The organism is Halorubrum xinjiangense (assembly GCF_900102375.1).
Classification (GTDB): Archaea; Halobacteriota; Halobacteria; order Halobacteriales; family Haloferacaceae; genus Halorubrum; species Halorubrum xinjiangense.
This window is the reverse complement of sequence record NZ_FNBO01000005.1, coordinates 101,364-116,545: the sequence shown is the minus strand read 5'-3', so window position 1 is coordinate 116,545 and position 15,182 is coordinate 101,364. Positions and strand designations below refer to the sequence as shown.

Annotated in this window: 10 protein-coding genes and 1 pseudogene; 4 read left to right on the top strand and 7 right to left on the bottom strand. The window is 68.0% G+C overall.

Annotation, left to right across the window (positions count from 1 at the left end; translation table 11 throughout):
• Nucleotides 1–13: 13 nt before the first annotated feature.
• Nucleotides 14–1,726, top strand: coding sequence for a glycoside hydrolase family 13 protein (locus tag F3H13_RS07760; RefSeq protein WP_149798470.1), 1,713 nt, complete (start codon nucleotides 14–16; stop codon nucleotides 1,724–1,726).
• Nucleotides 1,727–1,751: 25 nt separating this feature from the next.
• Here F3H13_RS07760 and F3H13_RS07755 read toward each other — a convergent pair whose 3' ends face one another.
• From F3H13_RS07755 to F3H13_RS07735, 5 genes are all read right to left on the bottom strand, one after another.
• Nucleotides 1,752–2,933 (bottom strand): ABC transporter ATP-binding protein, encoded by a 1,182-nt coding sequence (locus F3H13_RS07755; protein ID WP_149798469.1) that lies wholly within the window; start codon nucleotides 2,931–2,933, stop codon nucleotides 1,752–1,754.
• Nucleotides 2,934–2,939: 6 nt separating this feature from the next.
• A complete protein-coding gene (locus tag F3H13_RS07750; RefSeq protein WP_149798468.1) occupies nucleotides 2,940–3,917 on the bottom strand; it encodes a carbohydrate ABC transporter permease in 978 nt (325 codons plus the stop codon).
• A 1-nt stretch (nucleotide 3,918) separates the two neighbouring features.
• Nucleotides 3,919–4,923, bottom strand: a complete 1,005-nt coding sequence (locus F3H13_RS07745; RefSeq protein WP_149798467.1) for a carbohydrate ABC transporter permease — start codon at nucleotides 4,921–4,923, stop codon at nucleotides 3,919–3,921.
• Nucleotides 4,924–5,072: 149 nt separating this feature from the next.
• A complete protein-coding gene (locus tag F3H13_RS07740; RefSeq protein WP_188128024.1) occupies nucleotides 5,073–6,506 on the bottom strand; it encodes an extracellular solute-binding protein in 1,434 nt (477 codons plus the stop codon).
• A gap of 156 nt (nucleotides 6,507–6,662) precedes the next feature.
• The gene (locus F3H13_RS07735) at nucleotides 6,663–7,637 is read right to left on the bottom strand and encodes an aldo/keto reductase (protein ID WP_149798558.1); all 975 of its coding nucleotides are present in this window, start codon (nucleotides 7,635–7,637) and stop codon (nucleotides 6,663–6,665) included.
• A 158-nt stretch (nucleotides 7,638–7,795) separates the two neighbouring features.
• Here F3H13_RS07735 and F3H13_RS07730 point away from each other — a divergent pair, with 158 nt between their 5' ends.
• Entirely contained in the window at nucleotides 7,796–8,623 is an 828-nt protein-coding gene (locus tag F3H13_RS07730; protein WP_149798465.1) for a hypothetical protein, read from the top strand.
• Between the two features lie 108 nt (nucleotides 8,624–8,731).
• Nucleotides 8,732–10,102 (top strand): glycoside hydrolase family 68 protein, encoded by a 1,371-nt coding sequence (locus tag F3H13_RS07725; protein WP_149798464.1) that lies wholly within the window; start codon nucleotides 8,732–8,734, stop codon nucleotides 10,100–10,102.
• On the opposite strand, the gene F3H13_RS07720 is transcribed toward F3H13_RS07725, so the two are convergent.
• Both F3H13_RS07720 and F3H13_RS07715 read right to left on the bottom strand, forming a co-directional pair.
• Nucleotides 10,096–12,249 (bottom strand): GH32 C-terminal domain-containing protein, encoded by a 2,154-nt coding sequence (locus tag F3H13_RS07720; RefSeq protein ID WP_149798463.1) that lies wholly within the window; start codon nucleotides 12,247–12,249, stop codon nucleotides 10,096–10,098. The genes F3H13_RS07725 and F3H13_RS07720 overlap by 7 nt on opposite strands.
• 98 nt (nucleotides 12,250–12,347) lie before the next feature.
• Nucleotides 12,348–14,795, bottom strand: coding sequence for a heavy metal translocating P-type ATPase (locus F3H13_RS07715; protein ID WP_149798462.1), 2,448 nt, complete (start codon nucleotides 14,793–14,795; stop codon nucleotides 12,348–12,350).
• A 124-nt stretch (nucleotides 14,796–14,919) separates the two neighbouring features.
• On the opposite strand from F3H13_RS07715, the pseudogene F3H13_RS16710 reads away from it, so the two are divergent.
• Nucleotides 14,920–15,042, top strand: a pseudogene (locus tag F3H13_RS16710) (DUF5518 domain-containing protein); the annotation flags it as partial.
• Between the last annotated feature and the right edge of the window lie 140 nt (nucleotides 15,043–15,182).

Here is a 15,182-nt window from a genome sequence, read left to right as displayed (position 1 = left end):
CGTCTCGCCGTCAATGACCTCCGGAGGGGACGTCACGGACCCGGATCGGTCCTGGTGGAAGGAGAGCGTCGTCTACCAGGTCTACCCGCGGAGCTTCAACGATTCCGACGGCGACGGGATCGGCGACCTCCGCGGAATCACGCAGAAAGCGGACTACCTCGACGAGTTGGGGATCGACGTCGTCTGGCTCTGTCCGGTGTATGACTCGCCGCAGGAGGACAACGGTTACGACATTCGGGACTACCGCGCGATTGACTCGGAGTTCGGCACGATGGCCGACTGGGAGGCGCTTCGGACGGCGCTTCACGACCGCGACATCCGCCTCGTGATGGACCTCGTCGTCAACCACACGTCCGCGGAACACGAGTGGTTCCAGCGGTCGCGACGCGAGAAAGCGGGGTACGAGGACTACTACCACTGGCGAGAGGGCTCTCCCGATGAACCGCCGAACAACTGGGAGTCGTTCTTCGGCGGCTCGGCATGGAGCTACGACGACGAGCGCGGCGCGTGGTACCTCCACCTCTTCCACGAGAACCAGCCGGACCTGAACTGGCGGAGTCCTCGGGTCCGCGGGTCCGTTACGGAGATGATCCAGTGGTGGCTGGACAAGGATATCGACGGCTTCCGGATGGACGCCCTGAACCTCCTCTCGAAGCCGGCGGGGTATCCGGACGGCGACCCCGACGCCGACGTCGTCGGCGAGGAGCACTTTTTCAACGGGCCGCGACTGGAGGAGTACCTCGGCGAGATCGTCGCGACGACGGCCGGGCACGACGTGATGACCGTCGCCGAGATGTCGCACACGGACGTCGACACGGCGGCGAGCTACCTCGGCGACGACGGGGTCGGGCTCGGGATGCTCTTCCAGTCGGCGCACATGGAGGTCGACGCGGGCGCCGAGGGGGTCTGGGACCCCAGCGGCCCGCGGGAGTTCGACCTGCCGACGTTCAAACGCGTGATGGACCGCTGGCAGGAGGGGCTGTGGGGCCGCGGGTGGAACGCCGTCTTCCTCGGGAACCACGACCAGCCGCGGATCGTCTCCCGGTTCGGCGACGACGGCGAGTACCGACGGGAGAGCGCGAAGCTCCTGGCGACGTTCCTGCTGACCCTGAGCGGCACGCCGTACGTGTATCAGGGCGACGAGATCGGCATGACGAACGCGGAGTTCGAGAGCCTGGACGAGATCGACGACGTCGAAACGATCGGGTCGGTCGAGGAGCTCCGCCGCCGCGACGGCGTCGACTCCTTCGCTGACGTCGCGGACCTCGTGAACTACTGGAGCCGCGACCACGCCCGGACGCCGATGCAGTGGTCCGACGGGGCACACGCCGGCTTCACGGACGGCGAGCCGTGGTTCCCGGTCACCGACGACTACGGCGAGATAAACGTCGAGAAAGAGCGGAGCCGCGAGGACTCCGTCTGGCACTACTATCGCCGACTGATCGAGCTCAGACACGAGGAGGACGCCCTCGTGTACGGCGAGTACGACCTCCTCCTGCCGGACCACCCCAGCATCTACGCGTACACCCGAACCCTCGACGGCGACCGCCTGTTTATCGTGCTCAACTGGTCCGACGAGGCCGCGACCTTCGAACCGGACGCGATCGAACCGGACGCGATCGAGTCGGCCGCCGTCGAGACGCTCGCGGGGAACTACGACGAGTCGCCGACCGACCCGACGGGAAGTGCGTTCCGGCCGTACGAGGCCGCCGTGTACCGGCTCTAAAAGCTGGTGGTGATGGGTGAGCGGCTCAGTCGACCTGGACGCCGTCGTCGCCGGCTTCGACGTCCGCGTCGGAGACGACGCCGTGCGAGATCGCGTCGCCGGTCTGGTCGTCGAACAGGTGGATCCGGGCCCGGTCGAAGACGACCTCGACGTGCTCCCCCTCGCCGATGTCGGTCGCGGGGTCCACGCTCATCAACAGCCCCTGGCGCTCCTCGAAGTCGGCGGTCTCCTCGTCGAATGATTCGAGGATCGGCTTCAGGTAGACGAATATCTCGTCGCCCATCGGTTCGAGCACGTCGGTCTCGACCGAGAACGTCCGGCTCGGGTCCTCGGCCTCTACGCTGTTGTGCTCGAGGTAGATGTCCTCCGGGCGGATGCCGACCTCCACCGGGTCGTCGGCCCCCAGACGGTCGACCGCCGCGGTGTCGAAGGAGATGGAGTAGCCGTTCGCGTCGAGGGAGCCGTCGCCGGCGGTCGCGTCGAAGAAGTTCATCGAGGGCGAGCCGATAAAGCCGGCGACGAACCGGTTCGCGGGCTGGTTGTAACAGGTCAGCGGCGCGGCGATCTGCTGAAGCTCCCCCTTGTTGAGCACCGCGATCCGGTCGGACATCGTCATCGCCTCCGCCTGGTTGTGCGTGACGTAGATGATCGTCGTGTCCAGCTGCTTGTGGAGCCGCTGGAGCTCGGTCCGCATGTTGACGCGCAGCTTGGCGTCCAAGTTCGCCAGTGGCTCGTCCATCAGGAACACGTCCGGGTCACGGACGATGGCCCGCGCGATCGCGACGCGCTGGCGCTGGCCGCCGGACATCTCGCTCGGCATCCGGTCTAACATCCCCTGGAGTCGAACGACCCGCGCGGCCTCGTCGACCCGCTCATCCATCTCCTCCTTGGGGAAGTCCCGCAGCCGAAGCCCGAAGGAGATGTTGTCGTACACGTCCATGTGCGGGAACAGCGCGATGTTCTGGAACACCATCGCGATGCCGCGGTCCTTCGGCGGGAGGTTCGTCACCTCGCGGTCGCCGATCAGGATCTCGCCCGACGTGGGCTTGGTGAGGCCCGCGACCGTTTCGAGCGTCGTCGACTTCCCGCAGCCCGACGGGCCGACGAGGCAGATGAACTCGCCGTCCTTCAGGTCGAGGTTCATGTTGTCGACCGCCGTTACGTCGTCGTACTGTTTCGTGACGTCGGTGAGTTTGACTCGTGCCATTTGGTATCACTCCTTGAGGGCTCCCTGCGTGAGGCCGCTGATGATCTTGTCCTGTGCGACGACGACGAGGATCGCGACCGGGACGATCGCGATCAGGCTCGCCGCCGCCTGGAGGTCGTACCGGACGGTGTACTGCGTCTGGAACGCGAGGACGCCGTCGACCACCGGCGCCCACTCCGCGGCGCTGTTGCCGGTCATCAGGTACGAGAAGAAGAACTCGGTGTAGACGGTGATGAAGGTGAGAATCCCGGCGGTCGCGACGCCCGGCGCCGACAGCGGCATGATCACGCGGAACAGCGCGCCGATGCGCGTCGTCCCCTCGACGCGTGCCGCCTCCTCTAGCCCGTCGGGAATCTGGCCGTAAAACGTGGTCAGGATGAAGATCGCCAGCGGCATGGTGAACGCGCTGAGCGGCGTGACGACCGCTCCGGGCGTCCCGTACAGCTCCACCGGGAGCGTGAACAGTCCCAGCATCGGGACCTGCTGGTTGAACGCCCGAAACAGCGGGATGAAAAGCGTCGCTGGCGGGAAGAAGCTGAGCACCAGAAGCGAGAACAAAAGCGGCGTCTTCCCCCGGAACTCCAGGCGGCCGAACGCGTATCCGGCGAGGCTCCCGACGAGGAGCACGAACACCGTCACCGTGAACGCGTAAAAGAGGCTGTTGAACATGAACCGCGCGAACGGGACCTGCTGGAACACCTGAACGAACGCCGTGAGGTCGACCGTCGCCGGGAACAGCGGGATGTCGGTCTGTCCGGGCGCCGCCATCGCGACGTTGAACAGCCAGTACAGCGGGAACAGCGACGTGGTCAACAGGACGCCGCCGAGGAACACCAGCATTACGGCGTACGCCTTCTCCGGGTGCTTGATCCAGTCGTCCGCCCACCGCGCGACGCGGGACTTGTTATCCCCGTCGTCGTCGGCGTCGTCGCCCGATCCGTCGAACACTTCCGCGTCCTCGTGGTCGCGTGCGTCGATGCTCATGTTAGGCTAACCCCAGGCTCTGGTTGCTCTGTTTGATGAACAGGAGGTACACCGTGATGAACAGGCCCACCACGATGGCGATCAGCACGCTCACGGCGGCCGCGGAGCCGTACAGCGTCGAGGACCCGAACATCATCTGCGTGACGAGGCAGGTCATCGACGGGACGGTCGAACAGCCGACGGTGGTCGACTCGATGATGCCGTACACCCGGAGCGCGCCCATCGTCCGGAACAGCATCGCGACCATCAACACCGGGAACACCAGCGGGAACGTGATGTAGCGGAACCGCTGCCACCGGGAGGCGCCCATCACGTCGGCCACCTCGTAGAGGTCCTGGTTGACGCTCTCTAACCCCGCCAAGATCAGCAGGGCCATGAACGCAGACGTCTTCCAGATGTCCGCCACCGTCACGATGACGAAGCTGTCGAACGTCGTGTTCAGGGGGAGATCAGAGAAGAGCCCGATCTGCTGGAGCGGCTCGGTTAAGAGTCCGTAGCCGGGCCGGAACAGCAGGAAGAAGATCATCCCCTGAATGACGATCGGAATCGCCCACGGCAGGATGATGAGCAGGCGGACGAGCCGCCGCCCCTTGTACTCGGCCTTCATCAGCATGGCGTAGAGGAACCCGAGCAGCGTCTCGCCCGTGACGCTCAACACGGCGAACAGGACCGTCATGAACAGCGCCTGTTCCAGTATCGGCGTCTGAAACGAGAGGTCGACGAACGCCGCCGGCGCCAGCGCGTTGTTGTTGGTGAGCAGCTGGACGTAGTTCTGGACCGCGACGAACTCCCCCAAGTTCCCGCCCGTGATCACGTCGGCGAAAAACGACATCCTGACGGCCGACGCCAGCGGCCAGAACGCGAACAACAGCAGAACCACGAACGCCGGAGTCAGGAGCAGGTACGCGTACGCCTGTTCGCTCAAGTTCTCCGTCCACGTTCCGAGTCGCGTCAGGACCCCGCCGGATCCGCTCGACACTTCCGGTCTGCCCTGTTCAACTGCCATCCCGACTAACACCTCCCTGTGCTATTGCCCGCTTTCGTGGTACGAGCATCGCCCGCGTGTTTCTCGTGCGAATATTTATCATTATTGTCTATGTTACATGTGTGTTCGGCCCCCGAGTCCCCTCGAACCGGGGCCGATCCCTGGCTTTCTTATCCGGACTGTTCTTCGACGGCCGAGATCTGTTCTTGCATCGCCGACGCCGCCTCTTGGGGGGTCTTCTCCTGACGAAGCGCCGCGTTGACCTCGTTGGCGATGGTGTCCCGCTGGTTCGGCCACACCGACGTCGTCGGCCGCGGGATGAGGTTCTCCGCCGAGTACTGGAGCGCCTCGAAGTACGGGCCGTACGTGTCGCTCTGCTCGACGTAGCTGTACAGCTCCGGCTTCGGCGGCATGAAGTTCGCCGTGTCGAACTGGTACTCGAGGACCGAGTCCTCCCACCACGCCTTGATCACTTCCTTCGCCGACGCCATGTTGTCGGTGTAGGGGTTCATCGACATGATCCAGCCGCCCTGCGCGTGCCAGGACCCGTTCGGCCCCTGCGGGAGCGGCATCACGCCGAGCTCCATGTCAGTCCCCTCGAAGGCGGTCAGGGCCCCGCCGATGGAGTAGGTCCAGTTGCGCTGAGTGACCGAGCTGCCGTCCTCGAAGAGGCTCTTCGTGTCCGGCTCGGACCAGCCGGCCACCTCTTGCGGCGAGATGCTTCCGATGTCCATCGGGGCGCTGCCCGTGCCGTGGATGGTGTCGACCGCGGCCTCGATTCCGTCGACGGACTCCTGCGTGTCGAGGGTGACCGGACGGTCGCCGATCGGCCCGAAGAGGTTCTCCTGGCCGCCGAAGAAGGCGCCGCCCATGCTCGTGAGGAACTCGTTGAACGTACAGCACGCCAGCCCGGCGTAGTTGTTCCCCTGCCAGAGGTGGCCGTAGTCGACGTCGGCACCGTCCATGGCCTCCGAGACGATCTGGGAGAACTCCTCCCACGTCGGCGGCTCTCCCCGCCACGTGTCGAAGTCGGAGTCGTCGTAGCCCGCGTCCCGAAGCAGGTCCTTCCGGTACGTGATGGTCGGGAAGTCGGGGAACACCGGAACCGAGTACAGGTCGCCCGTCTCGGGGTGGGTCCCCGTGTTGATCATCGACTGGACCCCCTCGTCCCTGACCCGGGAGATGAACTCCTCGTCCATCTCCGCCTCGAGGTTGACCAGGTCGCCGCGGACGATGAACGGAAGCGTCCACCCGTTGTCCGTCAACACCAGGTCGGGGTCGGGCTCCTCCGCGTTGATCGCGGTCCGGAGCTGCTGTTGCTTGCTGCCCGTGTCCTGGGGCGGCCGGGTCATCTCGATCGTGATCGAGTCCGGCACGCCCGCCTCGTGAAGGACCTCGGGGAACCCGGCGTCCACGAACTGGGGCCCCGAGAAGACCGTGACCGTGCCGCCGATCTCGCCGTCGCCCGACGTACCCGCCGTGGCCCCGCTCTCCCCGCCGTCTCCACCGCCGGAACAGCCCGCGAGGCCGGTCGCTCCCACCGCGCCCGTCGCCGCGAGGTACTGTCGCCGCGAGACGCCCTTTGGTGTGGTATCGTCTGACATCACCTGGCCATAAGGAATAATCATTAATATAATTACTGCGGATTACAACGGGTGTTGTAAAAATTAGTTCACAGAGGGAGGTGGCGACACGGGCGCGGCTCGGACCGCAGCACGGGACGAACCCGCTCGCGGCGCGGGCGCGACGCCGCGTCCGGATCAGTCCTTTCCCGGGGCGGGCCACCGCGGCGTGATCGGCGCCTCGATCCGCGACAGCTCCGCGTCGGTCAGGTCGACGTCGAGCGCCCCCACGTTCTCCTCGAGGTGCTCGACCGACCGCGGCCCGACGATTGGCGCGTCGACGACAGGTTTGTGGAGCAGCCACGCGAGGCTCACCTGCGCGGGCGTCGCCCCCTTCGCGTCGGCGATGTCGCGGATCTCCGCTAACACCTCCCAGTTCTCGTCGGTGAACCGGCTCGCGGTGTACTCGTCGCTCGCCGCCCGCCCCGATTCGGGCTCCTCGTCTCGTTCGTACTTCCCCGTCAGGAAGCCACCCGCGAGCGGGGACCACGGGAGGACGCCGATCCCCTCCGCGGCGCAAAGCGGCAACACGTTGGCCTCCTCGTGTCTGTCGACGGCGTTGTACTCCGGCTGCATCGAGACGAACCGCTCGCGGTTCTCGACGTCGGCGGCGTACAGCGCCCGCGCGAACTTCCATCCCGGCATCGTACTCGCTCCGACGTAGCGGACCACTCCCTCCTCGACGAGGTGGTCCAGCGCCGAGAGGACCTCCTCGACGGGCGTGTCGTCGTCCCAGCGGTGGATCTGATAGAGGTCGATGTAGTCGGTCCCGAGCCGGTCGAGCGACGCCTCGGCCTGGTCGAGGACGTGCTTCCGAGAGAGCCCGCTCCCGTTCGGCCCCTCGCGCATCCGGCTGTACACCTTCGTCGCGACCACCAGCTCCGAGCGATCGTACCCCTCGATAGCACGGCCGACGATCTCCTCGCTTTCGCCTCGCGAGTAGACGTTGGCCGTGTCGAGGAAGTTGATCCCGAGCTCCAGCGCGCGGTCGATGACCTCCCGGGAGTCCGACTCGTCGTGGATCATCCAGGGCTCCGCCGTCCCGAAGTTCATACACCCGAGCGAGAGCCGAGACACCTCCAGTCCCGTCTCGCCGAGCGTGGTGTACTCCATCTCGGTCATTGCCCGCGGTACCGAGGCGAGCGACAAAAAATTACGCCGGCGGGCGAGAGCCACGCCGAAACGGCGGTACGCGGCCGAGCGGTGAGACCGTCGGTGGAGGATCGGCGGCGGCGGAACGTTGATGCCCCGGTGGCGGGTATCTGGGCTGGATGCGCTCGTCGTTCGTCTCCGGTCTCCGGCGGTCGGACCACACCGGCGAAAACCGCTGTTGGCCGTGTACGGTCGTCAACGTCGCCCTCGTCGGTGTCGCCGGCGCGGCGCTGGGAGCCGTCGTCACGCCGTCGGTGGGTGTCGCCGTCGCGGTGGGCGGCCTGGCGCTGGTCTGGCTTCGCGGGTACCTGATTCCGGGCACCCCGCGGTTCGCCCCGCCGTTGGTCGCCGCCGTCCCGGGCGGGGAGACCCTCTTCGACAAGCCGCCGCGGGGTGCGGACGAGCCTCCGAACGGCGGCGGGTCGCTGGGGACCGAAAGCGCTCCCGCCGATCCGGAGGATCTGCTCGACCGGCTCGTCGAGACCGGCGTCCTCGAGGTCGGCGGGGACACCGTCGCTCCCACAGCGGCGTTCGACGAGCGGTGGCGGGCGGAGATGGACCGACTTCGCGACGGCACCACGGAGAAGCTGGCTCGCGCCGCGCTCGCGATCTCCCCGGCGGCCGAGGCGCGGACGATAGACGACGACTGGATCGCGCTCGGTCCCGAGGACGGCGGCGTGACGGACGAGACCTGGCTCAGCCGCCCGGTGGCGATCGCCGAGCTCGCCGGCTACCGGGCGACCGAACCGCACCTCGACGACGACGAGACTCGGCTGGCGGCGGCGCGGACGAACCGACTGTTCCTCGACTCGTGTCCGGACTGCGGGACCGCCTTGGAACGGGGCACGGACATGTCGTGTTGTGGCGGCCACACCGGCGCCGGCGACGAGCCGTCCGAGACGCTCGTCTGTCCGGACTGCGAGGTCCGGCTGTACACGTACGACTAACCCCGATCCGGCGCCGCGGCCGAGCGCGTCGGGGGGTCGACGTGCGGCTCGCACAGTTCGGACCGGGAACGATAAGTGAATTTACCACGGACTGGAGCGTAACTGAACATGAGCGAGAGAAACACCGACAGCCGACGGAGCACGGAGGGCTGGCTCCCGCCGCAGTGGACGAGATCGCAGGCCGGCCGGCTCGAACGCACGCCCGAAACCGTCGCACCGGTCATCGAACCGCCGCCAGAGGACCCCGCCGCCGACCTCCACATCTGGGACACGTGGTTACTCCGGGACCGACACGGAGAAATCGCCGAAATCAACGGCTGGCGGGTGCTCTTCTCACTGACCGCTTCGGAGGAACTCCTTCCCGGAAAGCGCCACGACGTCGCGGAGATCCGGTTCTTCTACTCCCGGAACGGGACCGAGTGGCACGGCGGCAACACCGTGTTCGAGTCCGACGCGCTCGGCCAGCGTCAGTGGGCCGGCTCCGCGCTGTACGACGACGGCGAGCTGTACCTGTACTACACCGCCGCCGGTGACGAGTCGGCCGACGAGCTGAACTACACGCAGCGCATCGCCGTCGGCCACGGCGGCCGGTTCGAGGCCGACGAGGACGGTGTGTGGAGCGAGGGGCCCTGGCGCCACGAGACGATTCTCGAACCCGACGGGGAGTGGTACGAGAACGAGAACCAATCGAAGGGGATGATTTACACGTTCCGCGACCCTTGGTTCTTCGAGGACCCGGAGACGGGCGAAACGAACCTCCTGTTCGAGGCGAACACGCCGGTCCCCGTCGACAGCGACCGGTGTGACGGCGACGAGGCCCAGGCGGAGTTCAACGGGTGCGTCGGGGTCGCCACGTCCCCGAGCGGCGACCCGCTCGACTGGGAGCTCGAGCCGCCGCTCCTGGACGGCGTCTGTGTCAACCAGGAGCTCGAACGCCCCCACGTCGTGATCCGGGACGGCCGATACTACCTCTTCTTCTCGAGCCATATGCACACCTTTTCGCCCGGTCTCCGCGGTTTCGACGGCCTCTACGGGTTCGTCGCGGACTCGCTCCGAGGGGAGTACGAGCCGTTGAACGGGTCCGGGCTGGTCGTGACCAACCCGGCGAGCGTCCCCTTCCAGGCGTACTCCTGGATGGCGTTTCCGTACCGGGACGAGATACTCGTTCAGAGCTTCTACAACTACCGCGAGTTCGCCGGCGACTCGCTCGACGGCATCGCGGACCTCTCGGAGGCCGAGCAGCGACGCTGGTTCGGCGGGACACTGAGTCCGACGCTCCGGCTTGACGTCACCGACGATCGAACGCGGATCCACGGCACGCTCGCGCACTGGCATATCCCCACGTCGGAGGAGGACCTCCCGGACACCGACGAGTATCAGCCTCCCGAAGCGGTCGGCTCGGACGACGGCTACGTCGATCTGTTGGACGCCCGGATGGATCGCCACCGGACCGTCGGATACCCAGAGAGCAACTACTGAGACTCCGTGTCGGGCGCCGCGGAGGCCAACCCTGTCACGGGCGTGATCGCGGATTCGAGCTCCCAGACGTCGAACTTGGCGACCGTCGCCCGCCCGTCTTCGGCCGTCACCGACAGTCCGGTACTCTCCTCGGCGGGATACACCCGGCTGGTCAGGCAGTGCCGGCCGTTGGCGAACAGCTCGATCACCGATCCGTCGAGGAACGCCCGGAGCGACAGGGGCTCGTCGTACGGCGTCACGGACATCCGTTGGACGTCGGGCGTCCCGACTCCTTCGCGGTCCGACTCCGAGCGGTCGACTAGCAGTTCGCTCTCGCGCGTGTAGCGGATCGCCGTCCGCTCGTCTCGGTCAGCCGATTCGAACACCGACAGTTCGAACGCCGAGGCGTCCTCCAGCGACACCTCCAGTTCGATCTCCAGCGTCCGGCCGCCGACATCGAGCGCGTGGCGGCGCTCGTCGAGGACCGTCGGGACCGCGGTCGACAGTCGGTCCCGTCGAAGCCGATCCACCTCCGCGGCGGGCCGCTGCCGGAGCCGTCCGTCGTCGCCGAGCGAAAGCACCCGCGGGAGGGACATGGCCCCGGACCACCCGGCGTCCCACTGGGCGCTCGTCCCGCGCGTTTCGGGAAGCCACCCCCATGTCAGGTATCGATCGCCGTCTCGGAGCGACTGCGGCGCGTAGAAGTCGCCGTGATCCAGCACGCCCCGGTGGGCGATATCGAACCCCCCGTCGTCGATTTCCCCGACGAAATACACGACCTCCTCGTAGTTGGAGACGTGGAGGAGCGACCGCTCGCCGAGGTCCAACAGCTCCGGACACTCCCAGACGGCACCGTGTCCGTCGTCTCCCGTCAGCAGCGGCCTCTCGTACTCCCACTCGCGGAGATCGGACGACACGTATAGGAGGGCCGTCCCGCCTCGGTCGGCGACGCCGCTACCGATGAGCTGGTACCACGTATCGCCGTCCCGCCAGACCGCGTGATCGCGGAACTCGATCTCCCAGTCCTCCGTGGACAGAAGGTCGAGATCGGACGGCGGCTCCTCGATCACTGGATTCCCCGAGTCCTTGTCCCACTCGCGGAGGCCAGGATCCGCGCTCGTGGCGAGACACGGGAGCTGCCAGCGTCCGTCGCCGCCCGTGTAGAGGACCGTCGGCGTTCCGTCGTCGTCGACCGCACATCCCGACCAGCAGCCGTCGCGGTCGGGACCGTCTGGAGACGGCGAAAGCGCGACCGGTTCGTCGGTCCAGTGAAGGAGGTCGTCGCTGACGGCGTGGCCCCAGTGGATCGCGTTGTGAAACGGCCCCGCGGGGTTGTACTGGTAAAACAGGTGGTACCGCCCGTCCCACCGGATCAGCCCGTTCGGATCGTTCAGCCAGTTCGCCGGCGGGGTAAAGTGATAGCGCGGCCGCGTCGGGTCGTCGGCGAACGCCTCTCGCATCGCCGTCAGCTCGTCCGCCGTCTTCGGACGGCCGGGCTGGTCGCCGCCGCCGTCGACCGCCGACAGACACCCGGAGACGAGCTCCGAGCGCGCGTCGGCGATCGGCTCGGCCGCGGGCTCGTCGAACGCCACCGGCGCACCGACGCCGATGACGCCACCGCCGCGGTCCCACGAGACCGCGGTCATCTCGTTCGGTACGTCCCGGTCACCGCGGACGGTCGACGCGAGTACTTCGCCGTGCGAAGGCACAACGCTCTCGTAGTGAGCCGTCGGGACCGCACCCCGATCGCAGGTCGGGATCCGAATCGAATCGAACGCCGTTACCGCCGGATGGTCGTCGTAGAGCGTCCGCCAGAGCACGCCGGTCGGTTCGGCGACGCTCTCGGTCCCGACCACGTCCGGCGCCACCGGATCGATCCCGATGTCGTCGACGACGGCCATCGCTCGAAGCGTGAGCAGCAGCCCGCCGCCGTCTGCGAGAAAGGCGTCGAAAGCGTTTCTGGTCTCCTCCGAGAGCAGACCGTCTTCGATCGGCGCGTCGCGGTGCCACCACAGCACGTCGCACCCGTCCGTGACTTCGCCGATCTCCGCGGGAGAGACCCGCACCGTCTCGATCGACCGCGTCTCCAGCCACGACAGCGCTGCCCGCTGTTCGTCCGACGGCGCGCCGTCACAGACGAACCCGACTCGTGTCCCGCGGCCTATCATGGCAAAGATAACTTTCTCCCGAGTAAAAGTCGTATCGCCTCCGGTCAACGCGGACCCATCGGCGCCGTCGCCTGTGGCGTGGGGGTCGTCACCCGAGCTTACGCTGCCTCCGCGTTCGACTCTGCGGCCTCTGCGTCCGCCGTCGGCGGCTCGGCGGGCTCGACGTTGCCGAGGCGGAGCGCGTTGCCGGTGACGCCCAGGCTCATCCCCATGTCGCCGACGACGACGGCCATCGCGACGCTCACGTAGCCGAGCGGGGCGCCCGCGGCGAGCAGCGCCTTCACGGCGAGCGAGGCGCCGATGTTCGTCCGGATCGTCGAACTCGCGCGCGAGGAGAGGTCGACGACGTACGGGAGCCGCGTCAGGTCGTCGGCCATCAGCGCCACGTCGGCGGTCTCGATGGCGGTGTCGGTGCCGGCGGCCCCCATCGCGATCCCGACGTCAGCGGCCGCGAGCGCCGGCGCGTCGTTGATCCCGTCGCCGACCATCGCGACGCCGCCCTCCGTCTCGGCCGCGAGTTCGCGCACGGCCGCGACCTTCTCGTCCGGGAGCAGCTCCGCGCGCACCTCGTCGACGCCGACGCGGTCGCCGATGGCCCGGGCGGTCCGCTCGTTGTCGCCGGTAAGCATCGCGACGCGGTCGATACCGAGGTCATGGAGCCGGTCGACGACCCACGCCGCCTCCGGGCGGACGGTGTCCGCGACCGCGATGACGCCCTCAAGCTCCGTCTCGGTCCCGACGAGGACGACCGTCTTCCCTTCGGCCTGAAGCCGCGGGATCGTCTCGCTCGCGAGGTCGAGGTACTGGCCGTGGTCGCAGGGTTCGGGTTCCGCCCCGACGCCCGTGCCGGCGTCGTCGGACGCGTCCTCTTCACCCGCGCCGCGCTCCCGGACTACCCCGCCGTCCGGGCGGACGTGGGCGTGGCTCAGGTCGAAGCCGAGGTCCTCGAACAGCGAGGGCTTGCCGGCGTAGTGGGTCTCGCCGTCGAGGTCGGCGCGGACCCCCTCGCCGGTCAGCGCCTCGAAGCCCGTGATCTCGACGTCGTCGGTTGCGTCCGCGTCGTCGGGCTCGGCACCGGCCCCCGCGCCGCGCGCGACGATCGCCGCCGCCACGGGGTGTTCGCTCCGCTGCTCGATGGCGGTCGCGCACGCGATGACGTCGTTAGCGTCCCGGTCGCCGAGAGGGACGACGTCGGTCACCGACAGCTCGCCGCGCGTGAGCGTCCCGGTCTTGTCGAGCGCGACGGCGTCGACGTCGCCCGCGGCCTCCAGGTGTTCGCCGCCCTTGATGAGGACGCCGTTGCGGGCGGCCGCGGTCACGCCGGAGACGACGCTGACGGGCGTCGAGATAACGAACGCGCATGGGCACGCGACGACGAGGAGCGTGAGTCCGCGGACGAACCACGTCTCCGCGCCGCCGCCGACGAGGACCGGCCCGAGCGTCGCCGTGGCGATCGCCCCCGCCACGACGATCGGGGTGTAGACGCCCGCGAAGCGGTCGACGAACCGCTCGGCGCGCGTCTCCTCGCCGTTCGCGGCCTCGACGAGTTCGACGACCTTCGCGATGGTCGACTCGCTCGCGGGCGCGGTGGCCTCGATCTCGAGGTAGCCGGCCTCGTTGATCGAGCCGGCGTACACCTCGTCGCCCGGTTCCTTCTCCGCGGGGACCGACTCGCCGGTGATCGGCGACTCGTCGACCGCGCCGGAGCCCTCCTTCACGACCCCGTCGAGCGGGACGCGCTCGCCGGGCCGCACCGCCAATCGCTCGCCCGTCGCGACGCTCTCGGCCGGTACCGTCTCCTCGTCGCCGTCGCGGATGACGACCGCCTCGTCGGGTGACAGCTCCATCAGCTCGCGCAGGGAGGTGCGCGCCCGGTCGATGGAGTAGCGTTCGAGCAGCTCCGCGACCGAGAACAGCACCGCGAGCGTCGCCGCCTCGAACGGGAGGTCGACGAGCAGCGCGGCGACGACGCCCACGCTCATCAGCAGGTCGATGTCGAGGCTCAGCCCCCGGAGCGAGTAGAACCCGTTCCGGAGGATAGGCGGCGCGGCGACCGCGACCGCGAGCAGGAACGCGACCGAGGCGCCGGTGACCGCCCACGGGCCGAGGAAGCCGGCGCCGCCGATAGTGGCGAACGTCGGGTCGAGTCCGGGGAGCAGCCACTCCAGGACGAGGCCGACCGCGAGGAAGACGCCGCCGACCGCGGTGCCGATCGCCCGGGGGCTCGTGAACAGGTCGTCGGCGACGCCGTCGGACTCCGCGTCCGCGACGGCGTAGCCCGCGTCCTCGACGGCGGCCGTCAGCGCCTCGACGTCCGTCACGTCGGGGTCGTACGTGAGGACGACGACGCCCGTCGTGGGCCGGGTATCGAGCGAGAGGACCCCCTCGCGGTCGAGCGCACCCTCGACTTTCCCCGCGCACGACGAGCAGTCCATGTCCGGCACCAGGAGCCGGAGCTTCGCGCCGTCCGGGCCGTCTATTTCCCCGCCGGCGGGTCGATCTGTCGCCCCGTCGTCGGGACCAGTCGATTCGCGTGAGTCGCTCATTGTCTCACCCTATCGGCCGCAGCGTTATTAATTCGGCTACGATCTTAGCGGCGGATTATATAAATAGTTATTAAAAACTGAGCCGATTATGCTAACCAAGACGGCGAGTATTTAGCCGCGGGTCGGCGGGCCGCTCGGGAGCCTGCTCGGCGGCGCCGGCGTGCTGGTCGTCGGGCTGTTCCTGACGCTGCTGTTCGCGGTCGACTCGGCGCTCGCGGGCGCTATCGGCGGCGTCGTCGGGGAGTGAACGCGGTTTTTCGAGACCGTCCGTTTTGTAGGAGTCGGAAGGGGTATTTTCCACACTGGCGCGCGCCTCCGAGCGGCCGCCATCGGCGGCCGCGAGGAGCGCGTGCGAGGGAGTCGGTGGTCCGGAGCGACGCGGAGGAC

Coding starts and splice junctions, on each gene's coding strand:
- F3H13_RS07745 (WP_149798467.1), bottom strand. CDS start 4,923: ATGGCAGTTGAACAGGGCAGACCGGAAGTGTCGAGCGGATCCGGCGGG.
- F3H13_RS07760 (WP_149798470.1), top strand. CDS start 14: ATGACCTCCGGAGGGGACGTCACGGACCCGGATCGGTCCTGGTGGAAG.
- F3H13_RS07730 (WP_149798465.1), top strand. CDS start 7,796: ATGCGCTCGTCGTTCGTCTCCGGTCTCCGGCGGTCGGACCACACCGGC.
- F3H13_RS07715 (WP_149798462.1), bottom strand. CDS start 14,795: ATGAGCGACTCACGCGAATCGACTGGTCCCGACGACGGGGCGACAGAT.
- F3H13_RS07720 (WP_149798463.1), bottom strand. CDS start 12,249: ATGATAGGCCGCGGGACACGAGTCGGGTTCGTCTGTGACGGCGCGCCG.
- F3H13_RS07740 (WP_188128024.1), bottom strand. CDS start 6,506: ATGTCAGACGATACCACACCAAAGGGCGTCTCGCGGCGACAGTACCTC.
- F3H13_RS07735 (WP_149798558.1), bottom strand. CDS start 7,637: ATGGAGTACACCACGCTCGGCGAGACGGGACTGGAGGTGTCTCGGCTC.
- F3H13_RS07755 (WP_149798469.1), bottom strand. CDS start 2,933: ATGGCACGAGTCAAACTCACCGACGTCACGAAACAGTACGACGACGTA.
- F3H13_RS07725 (WP_149798464.1), top strand. CDS start 8,732: ATGAGCGAGAGAAACACCGACAGCCGACGGAGCACGGAGGGCTGGCTC.
- F3H13_RS07750 (WP_149798468.1), bottom strand. CDS start 3,917: ATGAGCATCGACGCACGCGACCACGAGGACGCGGAAGTGTTCGACGGA.